A 14630-nucleotide genomic window follows, 5' to 3' on the forward strand; every position below is an offset into this window, starting at 1 on the left:
AAAACGCGCCAAACTCCGGCGCCCTGGCGGAAGTTCGAGGGCCAAGTGATCAGGCCCGAAGAGGGCTCGATGGTGACGCAGCGTCAACATCGGGTGGGTGCAGGGCGGTCGGAACAGCGTCGGCCCGACGGCCGATTCGGGGTGGTTTGCGACAGCGGCCGGTTTCGGATCGAGGGCGGAGCGGACACGGAAGGGGCCCGCAAGGAGAGCGGAAGGGGGGCGGATTCGGACAGGGACGGGTGGTGCGGCTGGGGCGGTCGGGTGCGGTTGCGGCGACCGGGACGAGCGAGGTCAGGGCGTACGGAGGCGGCGGGCGCGGCACCGTACGGACCGCTCGGGCGCGGGGAGACCGGACGGATTCGGGCGGCGCGGAGGCGATGTGGGGATGACCTGGAGGCGATAGCGAGGCGATACGGAGGTGGCAGCGTGCAGGCACCGAGCCGATACAAGGGCCGGTACGTAGGTGGTACGTCGCGGTACAGGGGCGATACGGAGCCGGTACAGGGCGGAACCGGGGCCGGCCCGAGCCCGAACCGGGGCCGACCCGAGGCGGATTCAGGACCTGCTCAAGGTCGGCGCAAGGCCGCAGCGGGGACCGGTGCGGGCCGGGCCGCAGGTGTCGAGGGCCCGGGGGACGGGTACGCGCCCCCCGGGCCGGTCCGCCGCCCGCGGGGATTGTGGCGACGGAACCCCCTGGCCCGCCCCACCCCGCCATAGCCGCCTGACAGGGCCGCGGGCCGACCCACGGTCCCATGCAAGCGCTGTCCGCCGAGGGCCGCACAGGCGCACGGCCGGGCGCACGGCCACATATACCGGGAGCACACTCCGGAGGGTGTCGTACGAGTGCGGCGCGGGGGGCCGGTTTCGCGCCATCCGGAACAAGCCTCTTAACGGTCGGGATGCGGCGAACTACGCTGGGTGTACCCGGTTCGCACCCGTACGCGCGGCTCGGGTAACCGGCGATGCGCCGCGCCGGCCGTGCGAGCAGCGGGGGCCGTGGCCAGAACCGGACTCAGGGGGAGGGAGACCCCCGCACCCCATGACAAGTCCAGGCCGGCCGGCCTGCCCCCCAGCGGCATCACGAGGTGAACCGCAGTGAACAGAGAACACCGCGGGCCGAACGAGAAACTCGGCAGTCTTCTCGCTCTGGCGGGCATCAGTAACGCCGGACTCGCCCGCAGGGTCAATGACCTGGGCGCGCAACGCGGTCTGACGCTGCGGTACGACAAGACGTCGGTGGCCCGCTGGGTCACCAAGGGCATGGTGCCGCAGGGCGCCGCCCCGCACCTGATCGCCGCCGCGATCGGCAGCAAACTGGGCCGCCCGGTGCCGCTGCACGAGATCGGCCTGGCCGACGCGGACCCGGCGCCCGAAGTCGGGCTCGCCTTCCCGCGCGACGTGTCGGAGGCGGTGAAATCAGCCACCGATCTGTGGCGGCTGGACCTGGGCAGCCGCCGCGGCCCCGGGGGCGCCGGAATCTGGCAGTCCCTGGCCGGATCCTTCGCAGTGAGCGCTTACGTCACTCCCGCATCGCGCTGGCTGATCACGCCCGCGGACGCCACGGTGGCGCGCGAGGACCCGGCGCCGGGCACCACCCATGTCGGGCACGCGGACGTCTCCAAACTGCGCGAGGCCGCCGAGGACGCGCGCCGCTGGGATTCCAAGTACGGCGGCGGCGACTGGCGGTCGGGCATGGTGCCGGAGTGCCTGCGGGTCGAGGCGGCGCCGCTGCTGCTCGGTTCCTACAGCGACGACGTGGGCCGCTCGCTGTTCGGCGCGACCGCGGAACTGACCCGGCTGGCCGGGTGGATGGCGTTCGACACCGGTCAGCAGGAGGCCGCGCAGCGCTACTACATCCAGGCGCTGCGGCTGGCCCGGGCCGCCGCCGACGTGCCGCTCGGCGGCTATGTACTGGCATCGATGTCACTGCAGGCCACGTACCGCAACTTCGCCGACGAGGGGGTGGACCTGGCGCAGGCCGCCATCGAGCGCAACCGGGGCCTGGCCACCGCCCGCACCATGTCCTTCTTCCACCTGGTCGAGGCCCGGGCGCACGCCAAGGCCGGCGAGGCGGCGGCCTGCGGGGCGTCCCTGGCGGCCGCCGAGGCGCTGCTGGAGCGGGCCCGCGAGGGCGACCCGGATCCGAGCTGGCTGGGCTTCTACTCCTACGACCGGCTCGCCGCGGACGCCGCCGAGTGCTACCGCGACCTGCGCATACCCCGGCAGGTGCAGCGGTTCACCGAGGCGGCGCTGGCCCGGCCCACCGAGGAGTTCGTCCGCTCGCACGGGCTGCGGCTGGTGGTCTCGGCGGTCGCGGAGCTGGAGTCGGGCAACCTGGACGCGGCGTGCGCGGCCGGCACCAAGGCGGTCGAGGTGGCCGGGCGGATCTCCTCGGCGCGTACCACCGAGTACGTCCGCGACCTGCTGCACCGCCTGGAGCCGTACAACCACGAACCGCGCGTTCTCGAACTGCGCGAAAGGGCTCGCCCGCTGCTGGCCGCTCCGGCATGATCATGCGGGCGGACGCGGTGCCGTCCGCGCGCGCAGGCGGGGCACGTACCCGAAGGCCGGCCCGAAAGGACCCGCAGCCATGAGCAGGCCCGGTACGGACGCAGGTGACGGCGCTCGTGACCACGCAGGTGACGGCGCGAGCGACGACGCAGGTGTCGCGGCCGTCGACGCGACGGAAGCGGCGGATGTGGCGCACGTGACGGACGTGACGGTGATCGGCGCGGGCATCGTCGGGCTGGCGACCGCGTACACCCTTTCCCGCGCCCGGCCCGGCGCCCGGATCCTGGTGCTGGAGAAGGAGGCGGGCCCGGCACTGCACCAAAGCGGCCGCAACAGCGGGGTGATCCACAGCGGCATCTACTACCGCCCGGGGTCGCTGAAGGCCCAGTACGCGCTGGCCGGCTCGGTGGAGATGCCGAAGTTCTGCGCCGAGCACGGCATCGCGCACGCGGTCACCGGCAAGCTGATCGTGGCGACCGAGCAGGCGGAACTCCCGCGACTGCACGCCCTGGCGGTACGCGGCCGGGAGCACGGGCTGGCCATCCGGGAGTTCGGCCCGGCCCAGATCTCCGAGGCCGAGCCGGCCGTGTCGGGCCTGGCCGCGATCCATGTGGCGAGCACCGGGGTGTGCGACTTCCCGGCGGTCGCCCGGACGCTGGCCGGCCTGGTCCGGGCGGCCGGCGGCGACATCCACTACGGCCGGCCGGTCACCGCCATCGACCACGACGACCCCCGCGGCCCGGTCACGATCCGTGCCGCCGGCGGACCGCCGGTGCGCACCCGCGTGCTGGTCAACTGCGCGGGCCTGCACAGCGACCGCATCGCCCGGCTGGCCGGGCACGACCCGGGCATGCGGATCGTCCCCTTCCGCGGCGAGTTCTACGAGCTCGCGCCCGCCCGCCGCGGCCTGGTGCGCGGCCTGGTCTACCCGGTGCCCGACCCCGACTTCCCGTTCCTGGGCGTCCACCTCACGCGTGACGTGCACGGCACCGTGCACCTCGGGCCGAACGCGGTCCCGGCGCTGGCCCGCGAGGGCTACGGCCGGGGCACGGTCAGCCTGCGCGACCTGGCCGACACCGCGGCCTTCCCCGGCACCTGGCGGATCGCCCGCCGGCACTGGCGGCAGGAGGTGGGCGAGGTCCGGCGCTCGCTGTCCAAGCGGGCCTTCACCGCCGCGGCCCGGCGGCTGCTGCCGGCGCTGAACCCGGCCGATCTGCTGCCGGCGCCGGCCGGGGTGCGGGCCCAGGCGGTGCTGCCGGACGGCACCCTCGTGGACGACTTCCTCTTCGGCGGCGCCCCGCCCTTCGTCCACGTCCTGAACGCCCCCTCTCCGGCGGCGACCGCGGCGTTCCCGATCGCCCGGGAGATCGTGCGGCGGGTGGAGGAGGCGTTGTAGGCGAAGGGGGTACGGGGGCGCGTACGCGGGGGCGCGTGGAGGCGGGCGGCCGGTGCGCGCGGGCGGGCCCGGAGATCCCCCGGTCCGGGCCGGCCACCGGCGGGCGGCCGGGGCGCGGGCGGGCCGTGCGGACGTACGGCGACTCCGGCGTGCGGCTGCGCGGGTGGACGGCTGTACGGCTGTACGGCGCCGGGTATCCCCCGGTCCGGCGGCCCACCGGCGGGCGGCCGGGGCGCGGGCGGGTCACCGTAGAATCGAAGGCATCGTGTCCAGCTCACCTCTGTCCCCCGCCACCGCCCACGCCGCCGGCGACATCCCCGCCGACCGCGCCGGTACGACCGGCATGTTCGCGCCCGGCGCGGGCCCGTCCCCGGATCCGGCCGGTTCGCGGGAGGAGCACCGTATCCGCTCCTTCCACGCCCGCCGGGGCCGTATCACGCCCGCGCAGCGCTCGGCGATCGAGCGGTTGTGGCCGCGGTGGGGGGTGGAGCTGGACGGCAGCCCGCTGGACCTGGCGGAGCTGTTCGACGGGCCGCTGCCGGTGGTGCTGGAGATCGGCTTCGGGATGGGCGAGGCGACCGCGCGGATGGCCGCCGCCGATCCGGGCACCGGGATCCTGGCGGTGGACGTGCACACGCCGGGCCAGGGCAATCTGCTGTCGCTGGCCGACCGGGAGGGCCTGACGAACGTGCGGGTCGCCAACGGTGACGCTGTCGTCCTGCTGCGGGACATGCTCGCGCCGTGCTCCCTCGCGGGCCTGCGGGTGTTCTTCCCGGATCCGTGGCCCAAGGCCCGGCACCACAAGCGGCGGCTGATACAGCCGGAGTTCGTCGACCTGGTGACGCCGTTGCTGCGGCCGGGCGCGACCGTGCACTGCGCGACGGACTGGGAGCCGTACGCCGAGCAGATGCTCGAGGTGCTGTCGGCGGCGCCGGGGCTGGTCAACGCCTGTGCCGGATACGCGCCGCGCCCGGCCTTCCGGCCCATGACGAAGTTCGAACGGCAGGGGCTGGCGAAGGGTCACGTAGTGCGTGACCTGCTGTTCACGCGGGTGTGAGCGGTAGCGGCGGATTCGGTCGGGTTGGTCCGTACTCTCGCGCGCGCCCCCCGGGCCCCCGTACTGTCGACAGGTGGCCACGTACTCGTCCCCGTCTTCCTCCGACCACGCCGACCGTTCTTCAGATCGTCATGAGGGCGGCCCGGACGGTGGGGGTTTCGCTGACGGAGGCTTCGCTGATGGCGGCTGCACCGGTGACGGCTTCGCCCGCGGCGACTTGGCCGGTGGCGGCTTCGCCGGTGCGGTGCCGGGCGGGGGTTGGCCGGGCGGGACGGCTCAGTACGCGCCGCGGCCGCGGTTCTGGGAGAGCCGGGGGGTGCGGACCGGGGGGCTGTTCACGGCGCTGGCGGTGTGCGGGGTGGTCATCCTGGCGCTGGTGCGCCGGCACATAGGCACCGAGCCGTTCCTGGTGGGACTGGCGCTGGCGATCCTGCCGGTGCCGCTGCTGGTGTGGGTGTTCCTGTGGCTGGACCGGGTGGCGCCCAGTCCCTGGCGGAACGTCGTGTTCGCCTTCTCCTGGGGCGCGTGCGCGGCGACGCTGGTGGCGCTGTTCGCGAACGAGTACGGGGCCAAGCTGCTGGCCTCGACTCTGTCGGCGAGTCCGTCGCAGACCGACCGGTTGGGGGCCACGTTCGTGGCGCCGCTGGTGGAGGAGTCGGCCAAGGGCACGGCGATTTTGCTGCTGTTCCTGTTCCGGCGCCGCGATTTCGAGTCGGTGCTGGACGGGATCGTACTCAGCGGGCTGGTGGCCACGGGGTTCGCGTTCACCGAGAACATCCTCTACTTGGGCAACGCGTTCGGCGAGGACCGGGCGCTGGGTTCGAACTTCCTCGATTCGACGACGGCGGCGACCTTCATCGTGCGGGTGCTGATGACGCCGTTCGCGCATCCGCTGTTCACGTCGATGACCGGGATCGGCTTCGCGATCGCGGCGACTGCGCGGCCGGGCCGGCGCTGGCGGCTGCGGTGGCTGCCGCCGCTGGGCGGGTGGCTGCTGGCGATGGGGCTGCACGGGACGTGGAACGGGTCCTCGCAGCTTTCGCCGCTGGGTTTCCTGACGGTGTACGTGGCGGTGATGATCCCGGTGTTCGGCCTGGTGGTGTGCCTGGCGTTCTGGGCGCGGGCGGGCGAACTGCGCACGATCCGGGCGGCGCTGCCGGTGTACGCGGCAGCCGGCTGGCTGACCCTGCCGGAGCCGGCGGCACTGGGTTCGATGAAGATCAGAGCGACGGCGCGGCGCCAGGCCCGGGCCGCGGGCGGCGAGGCGGCGTCCCGCGCGGTACGCGACTACACGGCCTTCGCCACGCACCTCGCCTTCCTTCGGGCAGCGGCCACCCGGGGCGCCCCCGCCCCCGACTTCCGCACCCGCGAGGCCGAACTCCTCCACCACCTCTGGCAACGCAAATCCGTCGCCCAACCCGCCCTCCTCTCCGCCGCCCACCCCCGCCCCACCACCCCCCTCTGGACCCCACCCGTCCCCCCGCCCCGCACTCCCTCGTGGCCGCCCTCCTGGCCCGCCCCTCCGGGGGGTGCGTACGGCGGCAGGCCGGGGCGGGGGCGGCTGTAGGAGGATGGGTGAGGGCCCCGCCTGGCCGCCGCCTCATACGTGCCCTCGGGCTGTACCCGGCACCGCGCGGCCCCAACGCGAGCCGGCGGGCCTGCACCCGCGGAGGGCTGCTTCGCGGGCCGTGCCGGCCCGGCCGGTCACCTGTATCACCCATCGATCACGTCCCTCGCACCGCATGAGATCCTCAATGGCCGTGAAGCCCTCCTCACTGGGCGTGTCAGCTCGCATGAGTCGCCAGGCCAGCCGCGACACGGGTCCTGAAGTCGCCGTACGTCGGCTGCTCTTCGCGGCCGGCCACCGCTACCGCCTTCATCGGCCCGTCCCCGGTCTCCCCCGCCGGACGATCGACATCGTCTTCCCGGGCCCCAAGGTCGCCGTCTTCCTCGACGGCTGCTTCTGGCACGGCTGCCCGAAGCACGCCACACAGCCCAAGGCCAACGCCGAGTGGTGGCGCGCGAAGCTGGATCGCAACATGGCCCGCGACACAGAGACGACGTCCCGGCTCGCAGAGCAGGGCTGGACGGTCCTGCGCTTCTGGGAGCACGAGGACCCCCTCTCCGTCGCGGACCGCGTGGCGGAGGTCGTCATGGAGGCCCGAGGCGGGTCCAAGCGGTCGTAGCGCGGCGCGGACGCGGCGGTGGACGGGTTCCTCCGGGCGGGCCCGGAGGGGGTCTGTGGCGGCCGGCTGATGACGGCGGGCGACGGCTCGCGCCCGGCGTACGCCCCCGGGGGACTCGTGGCGGCGCGCGCCTGGGGGGTGCACGCCGTGCGCCCCCTTCGTCCCGTTTATTCCCTCGACGGATTCGACCTGGAAAACCAGTGATGCCGCTGTAACACTCTGTGCCTAACGGGTCCGCGGCAGGACGGGGGGCTCGCGACGTGCCGAAGGAGCGGCCATGACCGACGACGTTCGGGACGGGCGATGGAAGTCCAAGGCGGTGACATCCGAGACGATGGACATAGTGACTGAAGCGCTGAGGGCGCCGATGGGGCGCGTGGCCGCGGCCCGGCAGCGGGACGAATTGCGGGACATGGCGGCCGCCGTGGCCCTGTACGAGGTTGCCGCCGCGTACGGCAGCGGCGATTGCGAGGACATCGCCCGCAAGGCCGGCCTGGAGGGCGAGCGGGCCGCCGCCGGCTGGCGCACGCTGCAGGAGATGGGGCTCATCCGGATCGCCGACGGCCGGGTGGAGACCGTGGACCCCGAGACCGCGCTGGCGGTGGTGATGGGCCGCTACACCGCCAACGTGCAGGAGCAGCTCCAGAGCGCACTGGCCGTCAACGACGCCACCCAGAAGCTGCTGACCGTCTTCCGTCCGGCCGCGGCGCGGCGCCAGGAGCAGGTGGCCGTCGACCAGTTCACCGGGCCGGCCGGCCGGGACCGGGCGCTGCGGGACATCGCGGCGACCCTGCGGGACACCTTGGACACCGCCTACCAGGGCATGGCCTGCGACGCCCCGGAGGGCCTGGCCCGGCTGGCCCGGCGCGGCATCCGGGTGCGCGCCCTGTACCCGCGCACCATGCTGAGCGCGCCCGGGCAGGCCCGCCGGCTCCAGGACCTGTCCGACATGGGCGTCACCGTGCGGGTCGTGGACCACGTCGCCCACGACATGATGGTCTTCGACCGGCACACGGTGTGCCTGCCGGGCAGCCTCGGCGACATCTCGGAGTCCATGATCCGGATCCGCGGCGCCGTCCTGGTGCAGTCCTTCGCCTCGATATACGAGTCGTACTGGCAGCGGGCCACTCCCCTGTCGCGGGCCGGCGCACGCCCGCACCACGCGGAGATGAGCCCCCAGGAGCGCGCGGTGGTGCGGCTGATGACCAACGGCTACAGCGACGACCGGATCGCCCGGAAGCTGGGCATCGAGACCACCGCGGTGCAGGATGTGATGACCTCCCTCATGGAGCGGCTCGGCGCGGGCAGCCGCTTCGAGGTCGGCTACAAGCTCGCGCGCGAACTGGACCCCAGAGACCTGTAGCTTCTGTGGAACGTATGGGGGATGACCCCGTACGTTTGCGGAAGTCCGTTCGACGTCCCGTATGTTGACGGTACGACGTCGACGGACATGCCGCGCGAGGTCCCGTACGGAGGGGAAGCCGTACGGGACCCGCGCGCGGCCCGCTCGGCGCGCCCGGCGAGTGACGACAGGGGAAGAGTCATGCGCAACCGCGAGGCCTTGCAGACGCTGCTCTCGCGTGCCCGCGCACGGGTCGACCCCACGGACCTCGGGCTCGCGCCGCGCAACGACCCGCGCGGCCGCAAGGTGGAGGGCCTGACCCACGAGCACATGACCCGCCTGCTGGGCTGGCCCGAGCACAAGTACGGCTACGTGGAACGCGGCAAGCTCGCCAACATCGGCGCCGACGTGCTTGCCCCCATAGCGCGGATCCTGCACCTGTCGGACCACGAGTGGGAGGCCCTGGTCCTGTACGCGACCGGGTCCCCGCCGGCCTTCCGGCTCGACCCGGAACTGGGCACGGCGGTGCCGCGGCCCTGGGAGCGGGTGCTCGCCGCCACGAACGTCATGGCGTACGTCAACGACGTGGCGTGGGACATGGTGGCGTACAACTCCGCCTTCACCACGATGTTCCCCGGGCGCGCCGTGCCGGACAACGTCATGCGGTGGATGCTGCTGGAGCCGTCGGCCCGGGTGACGCTGGCCGAGTGGGAGACGGACTGGCTGCCGCTGCTGGTGCCGCAGGTGCGGGCCGCGGTCGCCGCCAACCCGCACAACCGGGTGCTGGCCCGGCTGCAGGCCGACGCCAAGCGGGACCCGCTGGTGGCGCCGTACTTCGAGAAGCCGACCGCGGAGTACGTGCAGCCGCGCGCGGACGGCGCCCGGCCGCTGCTGCACGCCGAACTGGGCCTGGGCTGGGTGACGCTGTGCGCCGCCGGGCCCTTCGGGGTGCCGGGCGGGCGGCTGATGTTCGTGCTGTTCGACCAGAACGAGCGGCCCGACCCGGGGACGCCGGTGTTCGCCCCGGCGCAGGCCCCGGTCGACCAGCGCTACGAGGTGCATCGCGAGGACCGACCACCTTGTGGCGAGACTCATAGCACACCCCCGTCCGACCCACACCACAATGAGGCGCTATGAGCATCCCTTTGCCCCGCGGCCTGCGGGAACTGACCCCCCGTGTGCACGTGTGGCTGCCGGACGGCCACGCGACCTGGGGCATGGCCAACTGCGTCCTGGTGACCGGGCAGGACACCGCACTTCTGGTCGACACCCCCTACACCGCCGACATGACCCGGCACCTGCAGGAACTGGCCGAGCAGGTGCTGCCGGCGGGCACGGCGATCGACACGGTCGTCAACACCCACGGCAACGGCGACCACTCCTACGGCAACGCGCTGTTCCCCGCAGCGCAGATCATCGGCACCGAGGCCAACGCCCACCACCTGTGCGCCGAACCGGCTCCCGCCGAACTGGCGCACCTGGTCGCGAGCAGCGATCCGGACTCTCCGCTGGGCGCGTACGTCAGGCGGCACTTCGGCAGATACGGCGACTTCGGCGGGGTCCCCGTGACGCCCCCCAACCGCACCTTCTCCGGCGAACTCACCCTGGACGTGGGCGGAGTGACGGTCCGTCTGCTGGAGGTCGGGCCGGCGCACACCGTCGGCGACCTGATCGTGCACCTGCCGGACGAGGGCATCGTCTGCACCGGCGACGTGGTGTTCAGCGACGACCACCCCGTGCACTGGGCCGGACCGATCGAGCAGATCCACCGAGCGACCCTGCGCGTGCTGGAGTGCGACCCGCGGCTGGTCGTGGCCGGGCACGGGCCGGTGATGACACCGGCGGACGTGCGCGTGTATGCCGACTACCTGCTGGAGCTGCGCGGCGCGATCCACGCCGGGCACGCCGCCGGGCGCCCGCTGACGGAGGTGTCGGCGGAGCTGATCGACGGCGACTCGCGCCCGCACTGGGGCCTCACGGAGCGGATGGCGATCTTGGCCGCCATCGAGTACCGCGCGCTGGACGGCGCCTCGACGCCCCCGGACCTGCTGCATCTGGTCGACTTCGCCGCCGGGTTCACCGTGCCCGCCGGCGGTGCGCCGGAGGTCGTGTCCGTGCCTGATGTCTCCTGATCTCGTGTGAGAGGAGCTGCCGTGCCTGTCAGACCCGGCTTGCCCGCCGTACCGATTCATGTGTCGCGTCCTTCCGTCGTGCTGGCTCCGCACGTGGTCGCCACGGCGGATGTGATCGCGCAGATCCACGCCGACCATCCCGACCACCCCAGGCCGCAGATCATCGACAGGTTCGGCAGCCGCATCGGGGTGGAGACGCGGCGCTTCGTGGCGCCCCTGAAGGAAGTGGCGCGCCAGGGTGAGCTGGCGGACCGCAACGCGGCGGCGTACGGGCACGTCCGGGAGATGGGCGTGCGCGCGGCGCGCCAGGCACTCGCCGACCACCACATCGCGGCGGCCGAGATCGACGCGGTCGTCACCTCGCACAGCACGGGCCTGTCCATCCCCGGCCTCGACGTCCATCTCGTCGAGGACCTGGGGCTGTCGCCTCGGGTCGCACGGGTGCCGATGACCCAGCTGGGCTGTGCGGGGGGAGCCCAGGCTCTGGTGCAGGCCTCCCGGCTGATCGCCGCCGGGCGGCGGCGGGTGCTCGTGGTGATCTCCGAGACGCTGTCGACCGTATACCAGGGGGCCGACAGCGGTGTGAACGCACTCATCTACAAACTCCTGTTCTCCGACTCGGCGGCGGCCTGCCTGGTCACCGACGAGCCGCTGGGCCCGGGCCCCGGCCTGGTGGTGGAGGACACCTTCGAGTACTGGCTGCCGGCCTCTACGCGCGCGTACTACCTGCGCGTGGAGGCGGACGGCTACCACTTCGACAGCACGAAGGCCGCCGTCGACGCGGTCACCGACGTGATGCCGGAGATGGTCGCGTGGACGCCCGATCCGGAGTTCGGAATCGTCCATCCGGGTGGTCCGGCGATTTTGGACAATGTGGTCAAGGGGCTGGACGTCGCCGACGACTTCGTCCGGCACTCCCGGGCCACGCTGAGCGAGCTGGGCAACGGCGGCGGCGTCGCGATCTTCGACGTGATGCGCCGGACCTTGGAGGATCCGGCCCACCCGGCCGACGGGACAAAGGGAGTGATCGCAGCCTTCGGACCGGGCTTCGTGACCGCCGCGCTGCGGGTGCGCTGGCGGGACTAGGGCCCGGCCGGCCGGGTCCCCGCCCAGCCGGAACTCCAGTCTGCACGATGCCCCGATTTTCGCCGATCACGTTATCCACAGGGTTTGACCTGCGATTTCACTGCGGCTCCGCAAGGCCTGGGGAGTTATCCACAGGGCCTTGCGCGGCTGCTTCACGGGCCGGGTTAGCCTCGGGACATCGAGATCGGCGAGACAGCCGAGGGGTGTCGAGAAGCATCGAGGAGGACGTGATGGCTGGGGTTTCCGCGGGCGTCGTGGCGGCGGGCGGACTGATCGGCGGGTACGGGGTGGCCCGGTGGACCAAGCGGCGTGAGCTGGGCGGCGTCGCGCTGGCCGCCGCGGGCGCCGTCGCGGCCCGGGGGTGGCAGCAGCGGGCCGGGGCGAGGACGGCGACGGCGCTCACGGGCGCGTATATAGCGGCCTTCGCCGGATCCCATCCGCTGGCGAAGAAGGTCGGTGCCTGGCCTGCGGTGTTCACCGTGGCCGGGGGCATAGCCGCGGCCTCGTGGGCGGTCGCGGGGCGCGGGACGAAGTAGCGGCGGTCCCTTCGCCGGGCCGGGGTTGCGGGGCCCCGGCCCGCGGGCGGCGAGGGCGACGTGTCGCCGCGGGGTGCCTGTGCCGGTCGGTCGGTCAGCTTGCCCGGCGTTCGGCGGGGACGGCGAGCACGGGATCGGGCTCGGGTGGGGATTCAGGTTCGGGCCCGGCGGATCGCGCGGCGCGCTCCTGGGCCTCGAGGAGTTCGTCGCCGTGCCGGACGGCCCAGTCGCCGAGGGCGCGCATGGGTCCTTCGACCAGTGAAGTGCCGAGAGCGGTGAGCTGGTATTCGACGCGGGGCGGCGCCGCGGGGTAGTGGAGGCGTGCGACCAGTCCGTTGGCGAGCAGACGGCGCAGGGTGTCGGTGAGTACCTTGTCGCTCATGCCGCCGGTCATGGAAAGGAGGCGGCTGCGGCGCAGGGGCCCGATGCTCAGCGCCGCCAGTACGACCGGGTCCCAGGTGTGGGCGAACAGCTCGGTACCCGCACGCAGTCGGCAGTCCGCGAGCACGGTCTCGCAGTGGTCGTGGTGGTCGTGCGCGTACGTGTCAGGTCTGCGGTTCTCGTCCATCGCGGTCATGGTCGCGCATCCGTTCCCTACCGGTCGGTGCGTAACGGCCTTCCTACGGTAGCCGTCGTCGAGACGAGCTGCTGAAGGAGCGGAATGGCCATGCGGATCGGGATATTGGGCAACGGCGCCCTCGCCGTCGCCCTGGGAACGGTATGGGACCGGGCAGGGCACGAGGTGGTGATCGCAGGCCGCTCGCGGGACCGGGCGGTGGTGGCCGCGAGCCGGATCGGGGGCCGGGCGAGGGCGGCGGACTCCCCCGCGGAGGCGGTCACCGGACGGGACGCGGTGTTGCTCGCCGTGGCCTGGGAGGGTGTGCCGGACATCCTCCGGGCCGCGGGCGCGGACGCCGGGTCGCTGGCGGGGACCCCGCTGATCGACCCGACCAACGCCGTCGAGCACGGGGTGGGCGTGCTGTTGCCGGCCGACGGCCGGGCAGCGGCCGAGCACATCGCCGACTGGGCTCCGGGCGCCCAGGTCGTGAAGGGCTTCCATCTCTTCCCGGCCGAGCAGTGGGGCACGGGCGGCGAGCCGGTCACAGTGGTGCTCGCCGGCGACGAGGAGCCCGCGCTGCGGACCGTCTCGACCTTGGTGCGCGACGCGGGCGGCCATCCCACCGTCCTCGGTTCGCTCAACCGGGCCCGGCAATTGGAGGAAGTGGCCGGGTTCGTCATCGCCTTGGCCTTCTCCGGCCAGGACCCGAACGCGGCGATCCCGCGGGTGCCCGTCCTGACGAAGGAGCAGTCGGCGACCGCGGGCTGAGCGGATGGGTCCGGTCAGGGCCGGTTCGGGTCAGGTGGTCCGGGCCTGACAGGTCGGCAGCGGGTCTGTCCGGTTGGTTCGGCTGGTCCGAGCCGGGCTGGTCGGGGGCGCGGCCCCGTCGGGAAGTTCGGGCCGGTCGGTCCCGGCGTCCGGGCGGGCGGGGCCGTTGAGCGGGCCACGGTGCGGGCTCAGGGCCGGCCGTGCCGCGCGGGGGCCCACGTTCAGATGGTGAAGGCAGATTCGGGCGAAAGGAGAAGGGCGCCCCGGCGACCTCGGGGGCACGGCAAGGCAGGGAAGCGCACCCGCTGTTCGGGGGTGGCGGGACGACAGACCGGCGGCCCTGGCTTAGGGGGGGTGTCGGCCAGGGCCGCCGGGGGCGGGGGGATGTGCTCGGGTGGTGCGGGATGTGGGTCAGGCGGTGGCGTCGTGGGAGGCGAGCCAGGGCAGCGGGTCGACCGGTTCGCCGCCGTTGGGACGGACTTCGAGGTGGAGGTGAGGAGCGGGCACGTTGCCGGTGGCGCCGACGCGGCCGATGGTGTCCCCGGTGGTGACGCGGCCGGAGGTGACGACCATGGTCGACAGGTGGCAGTACCAGAGCTGGGTGCCGTCGTCGAGGGTGAGCACGACCCGGTAGCCCTGGGCGCCGGCCCAGCCGGCCGAGGTGACCGTGCCGGAGTGGACGGCGTGCACCGGGGTGCCGGTGGGGGCGGAGAAGTCCTGCCCGGCGTGGAAGTTGCCCCACAGGTCGGCCTCGCCGAAGCCCGCGGTGAGCGTGTAGGAGGCGAGCGGGGTGGTGTAGGAGCGGGCGAGCTGTTCCAGGCGTTCGGCCTCGGCCTTGGCGGCGGCCTCCGCTTCGGAGCGGGCCTTGGCCTCGGCGGCCGCCTTCGCGGCGGCAGCCTGCTCGCGCACCTTGCGGGCGGCGGCTTCGCGGGCGGCGGCGCGTTCGGCGACCTCGCGCTCGGCCCGGGCGACGGCCTCGCGCTGGGCCGCGACCTGCCCGAGGATGCGGGCCCGCAGCGCCTCGCCGGGGTCGGTGGGAGTGGGGGCGGGGGTGGTG

General features: G+C 73.4%; 13 protein-coding genes. 11 read left to right on the forward strand and 2 right to left on the reverse strand.

All coding sequences use genetic code 11. The annotated features are described in order from the left end of the window. Window positions 1–1095: 1095 nt before the first annotated feature. The 10 genes from ITX44_RS12345 to ITX44_RS12390 all read left to right on the forward strand — a co-directional run bounded on the left by ITX44_RS12345 (window position 1096) and on the right by ITX44_RS12390 (window position 12246). Complete coding sequence (locus ITX44_RS12345; RefSeq protein ID WP_205357160.1) at window positions 1096–2511, forward strand: NsdA family TPR-like regulatory protein; 1416 nt, start codon at window positions 1096–1098, stop codon at window positions 2509–2511. 79 nt (window positions 2512–2590) lie between these two features. Further along, on the forward strand, window positions 2591–3907 hold the full coding sequence (gene lhgD, locus ITX44_RS12350; protein WP_205357161.1) for an L-2-hydroxyglutarate dehydrogenase: 1317 nt from the start codon (window positions 2591–2593) through the stop codon (window positions 3905–3907). A gap of 343 nt (window positions 3908–4250) precedes the next feature. Then, a complete protein-coding gene (trmB, locus tag ITX44_RS12355) occupies window positions 4251–4964 on the forward strand; it encodes a tRNA (guanosine(46)-N7)-methyltransferase TrmB (protein WP_205357216.1) in 714 nt (237 codons plus the stop codon). A gap of 316 nt (window positions 4965–5280) precedes the next feature. Next, window positions 5281–6531, forward strand: a complete 1251-nt coding sequence (locus tag ITX44_RS12360; protein WP_307795225.1) for a PrsW family intramembrane metalloprotease — start codon at window positions 5281–5283, stop codon at window positions 6529–6531. Between the two features lie 226 nt (window positions 6532–6757). Then, window positions 6758–7150, forward strand: a complete 393-nt coding sequence (locus ITX44_RS12365) for a very short patch repair endonuclease (protein WP_205357162.1) — start codon at window positions 6758–6760, stop codon at window positions 7148–7150. Between the two features lie 277 nt (window positions 7151–7427). After that, on the forward strand, window positions 7428–8513 hold the full coding sequence (locus tag ITX44_RS12370) for a helix-turn-helix domain-containing protein (protein WP_205357163.1): 1086 nt from the start codon (window positions 7428–7430) through the stop codon (window positions 8511–8513). Between the two features lie 180 nt (window positions 8514–8693). Beyond that, window positions 8694–9629: an MmyB family transcriptional regulator gene (locus ITX44_RS12375; RefSeq protein WP_205357164.1), complete on the forward strand. Its 936-nt coding sequence runs from the start codon at window positions 8694–8696 to the stop codon at window positions 9627–9629. Next, window positions 9626–10624 carry an MBL fold metallo-hydrolase gene (locus ITX44_RS12380; RefSeq protein WP_205357165.1) on the forward strand — a complete coding sequence of 333 codons (999 nt, stop codon included), beginning with the start codon at window positions 9626–9628 and terminating at the stop codon, window positions 10622–10624. Before ITX44_RS12375 ends, ITX44_RS12380 begins: the two co-directional genes overlap by 4 nt. A gap of 78 nt (window positions 10625–10702) precedes the next feature. Continuing rightward, window positions 10703–11710 carry a beta-ketoacyl-[acyl-carrier-protein] synthase family protein gene (locus ITX44_RS12385; protein ID WP_205357166.1) on the forward strand — a complete coding sequence of 336 codons (1008 nt, stop codon included), beginning with the start codon at window positions 10703–10705 and terminating at the stop codon, window positions 11708–11710. Window positions 11711–11940: 230 nt separating this feature from the next. Further along, entirely contained in the window at window positions 11941–12246 is a 306-nt protein-coding gene (locus tag ITX44_RS12390; RefSeq protein ID WP_205357167.1) for a hypothetical protein, read from the forward strand. 94 nt (window positions 12247–12340) lie between these two features. On the opposite strand, the gene ITX44_RS12395 is transcribed toward ITX44_RS12390, so the two are convergent. Further along, the gene (locus ITX44_RS12395; protein WP_205357218.1) at window positions 12341–12814 is read right to left on the reverse strand and encodes a winged helix-turn-helix transcriptional regulator; all 474 of its coding nucleotides are present in this window, start codon (window positions 12812–12814) and stop codon (window positions 12341–12343) included. A gap of 99 nt (window positions 12815–12913) precedes the next feature. Between ITX44_RS12395 and ITX44_RS12400 the strand changes: the two genes are divergently transcribed. After that, the gene (locus tag ITX44_RS12400) at window positions 12914–13573 is read left to right on the forward strand and encodes an NADPH-dependent F420 reductase (RefSeq protein ID WP_205357168.1); all 660 of its coding nucleotides are present in this window, start codon (window positions 12914–12916) and stop codon (window positions 13571–13573) included. 411 nt (window positions 13574–13984) lie between these two features. Here the strand turns inward: ITX44_RS12400 and ITX44_RS12405 are convergent. Then, on the reverse strand, window positions 13985–14630 hold a 646-nt coding region (locus ITX44_RS12405; protein ID WP_205357169.1), incomplete at its 5' end, for a M23 family metallopeptidase.

Source organism: Actinacidiphila acididurans (genome assembly GCF_016918855.1).
Taxonomy (GTDB): Bacteria; Actinomycetota; Actinomycetes; order Streptomycetales; family Streptomycetaceae; genus Actinacidiphila; species Actinacidiphila acididurans.

Bases quoted from the DNA above. Each gene is read 5' to 3' on its own strand.
- lhgD (WP_205357161.1), top strand. From the start codon at position 2,591: ATGAGCAGGCCCGGTACGGACGCAGGTGACGGCGCTCGTGACCACGCA.
- trmB (WP_205357216.1), top strand. From the start codon at position 4,251: ATGTTCGCGCCCGGCGCGGGCCCGTCCCCGGATCCGGCCGGTTCGCGG.
- ITX44_RS12365 (WP_205357162.1), top strand. From the start codon at position 6,758: ATGAGTCGCCAGGCCAGCCGCGACACGGGTCCTGAAGTCGCCGTACGT.
- ITX44_RS12370 (WP_205357163.1), top strand. From the start codon at position 7,428: ATGACCGACGACGTTCGGGACGGGCGATGGAAGTCCAAGGCGGTGACA.
- ITX44_RS12375 (WP_205357164.1), top strand. From the start codon at position 8,694: ATGCGCAACCGCGAGGCCTTGCAGACGCTGCTCTCGCGTGCCCGCGCA.
- ITX44_RS12380 (WP_205357165.1), top strand. From the start codon at position 9,626: ATGAGCATCCCTTTGCCCCGCGGCCTGCGGGAACTGACCCCCCGTGTG.
- ITX44_RS12390 (WP_205357167.1), top strand. From the start codon at position 11,941: ATGGCTGGGGTTTCCGCGGGCGTCGTGGCGGCGGGCGGACTGATCGGC.
- ITX44_RS12395 (WP_205357218.1), bottom strand. From the start codon at position 12,814: ATGGACGAGAACCGCAGACCTGACACGTACGCGCACGACCACCACGAC.
- ITX44_RS12400 (WP_205357168.1), top strand. From the start codon at position 12,914: ATGCGGATCGGGATATTGGGCAACGGCGCCCTCGCCGTCGCCCTGGGA.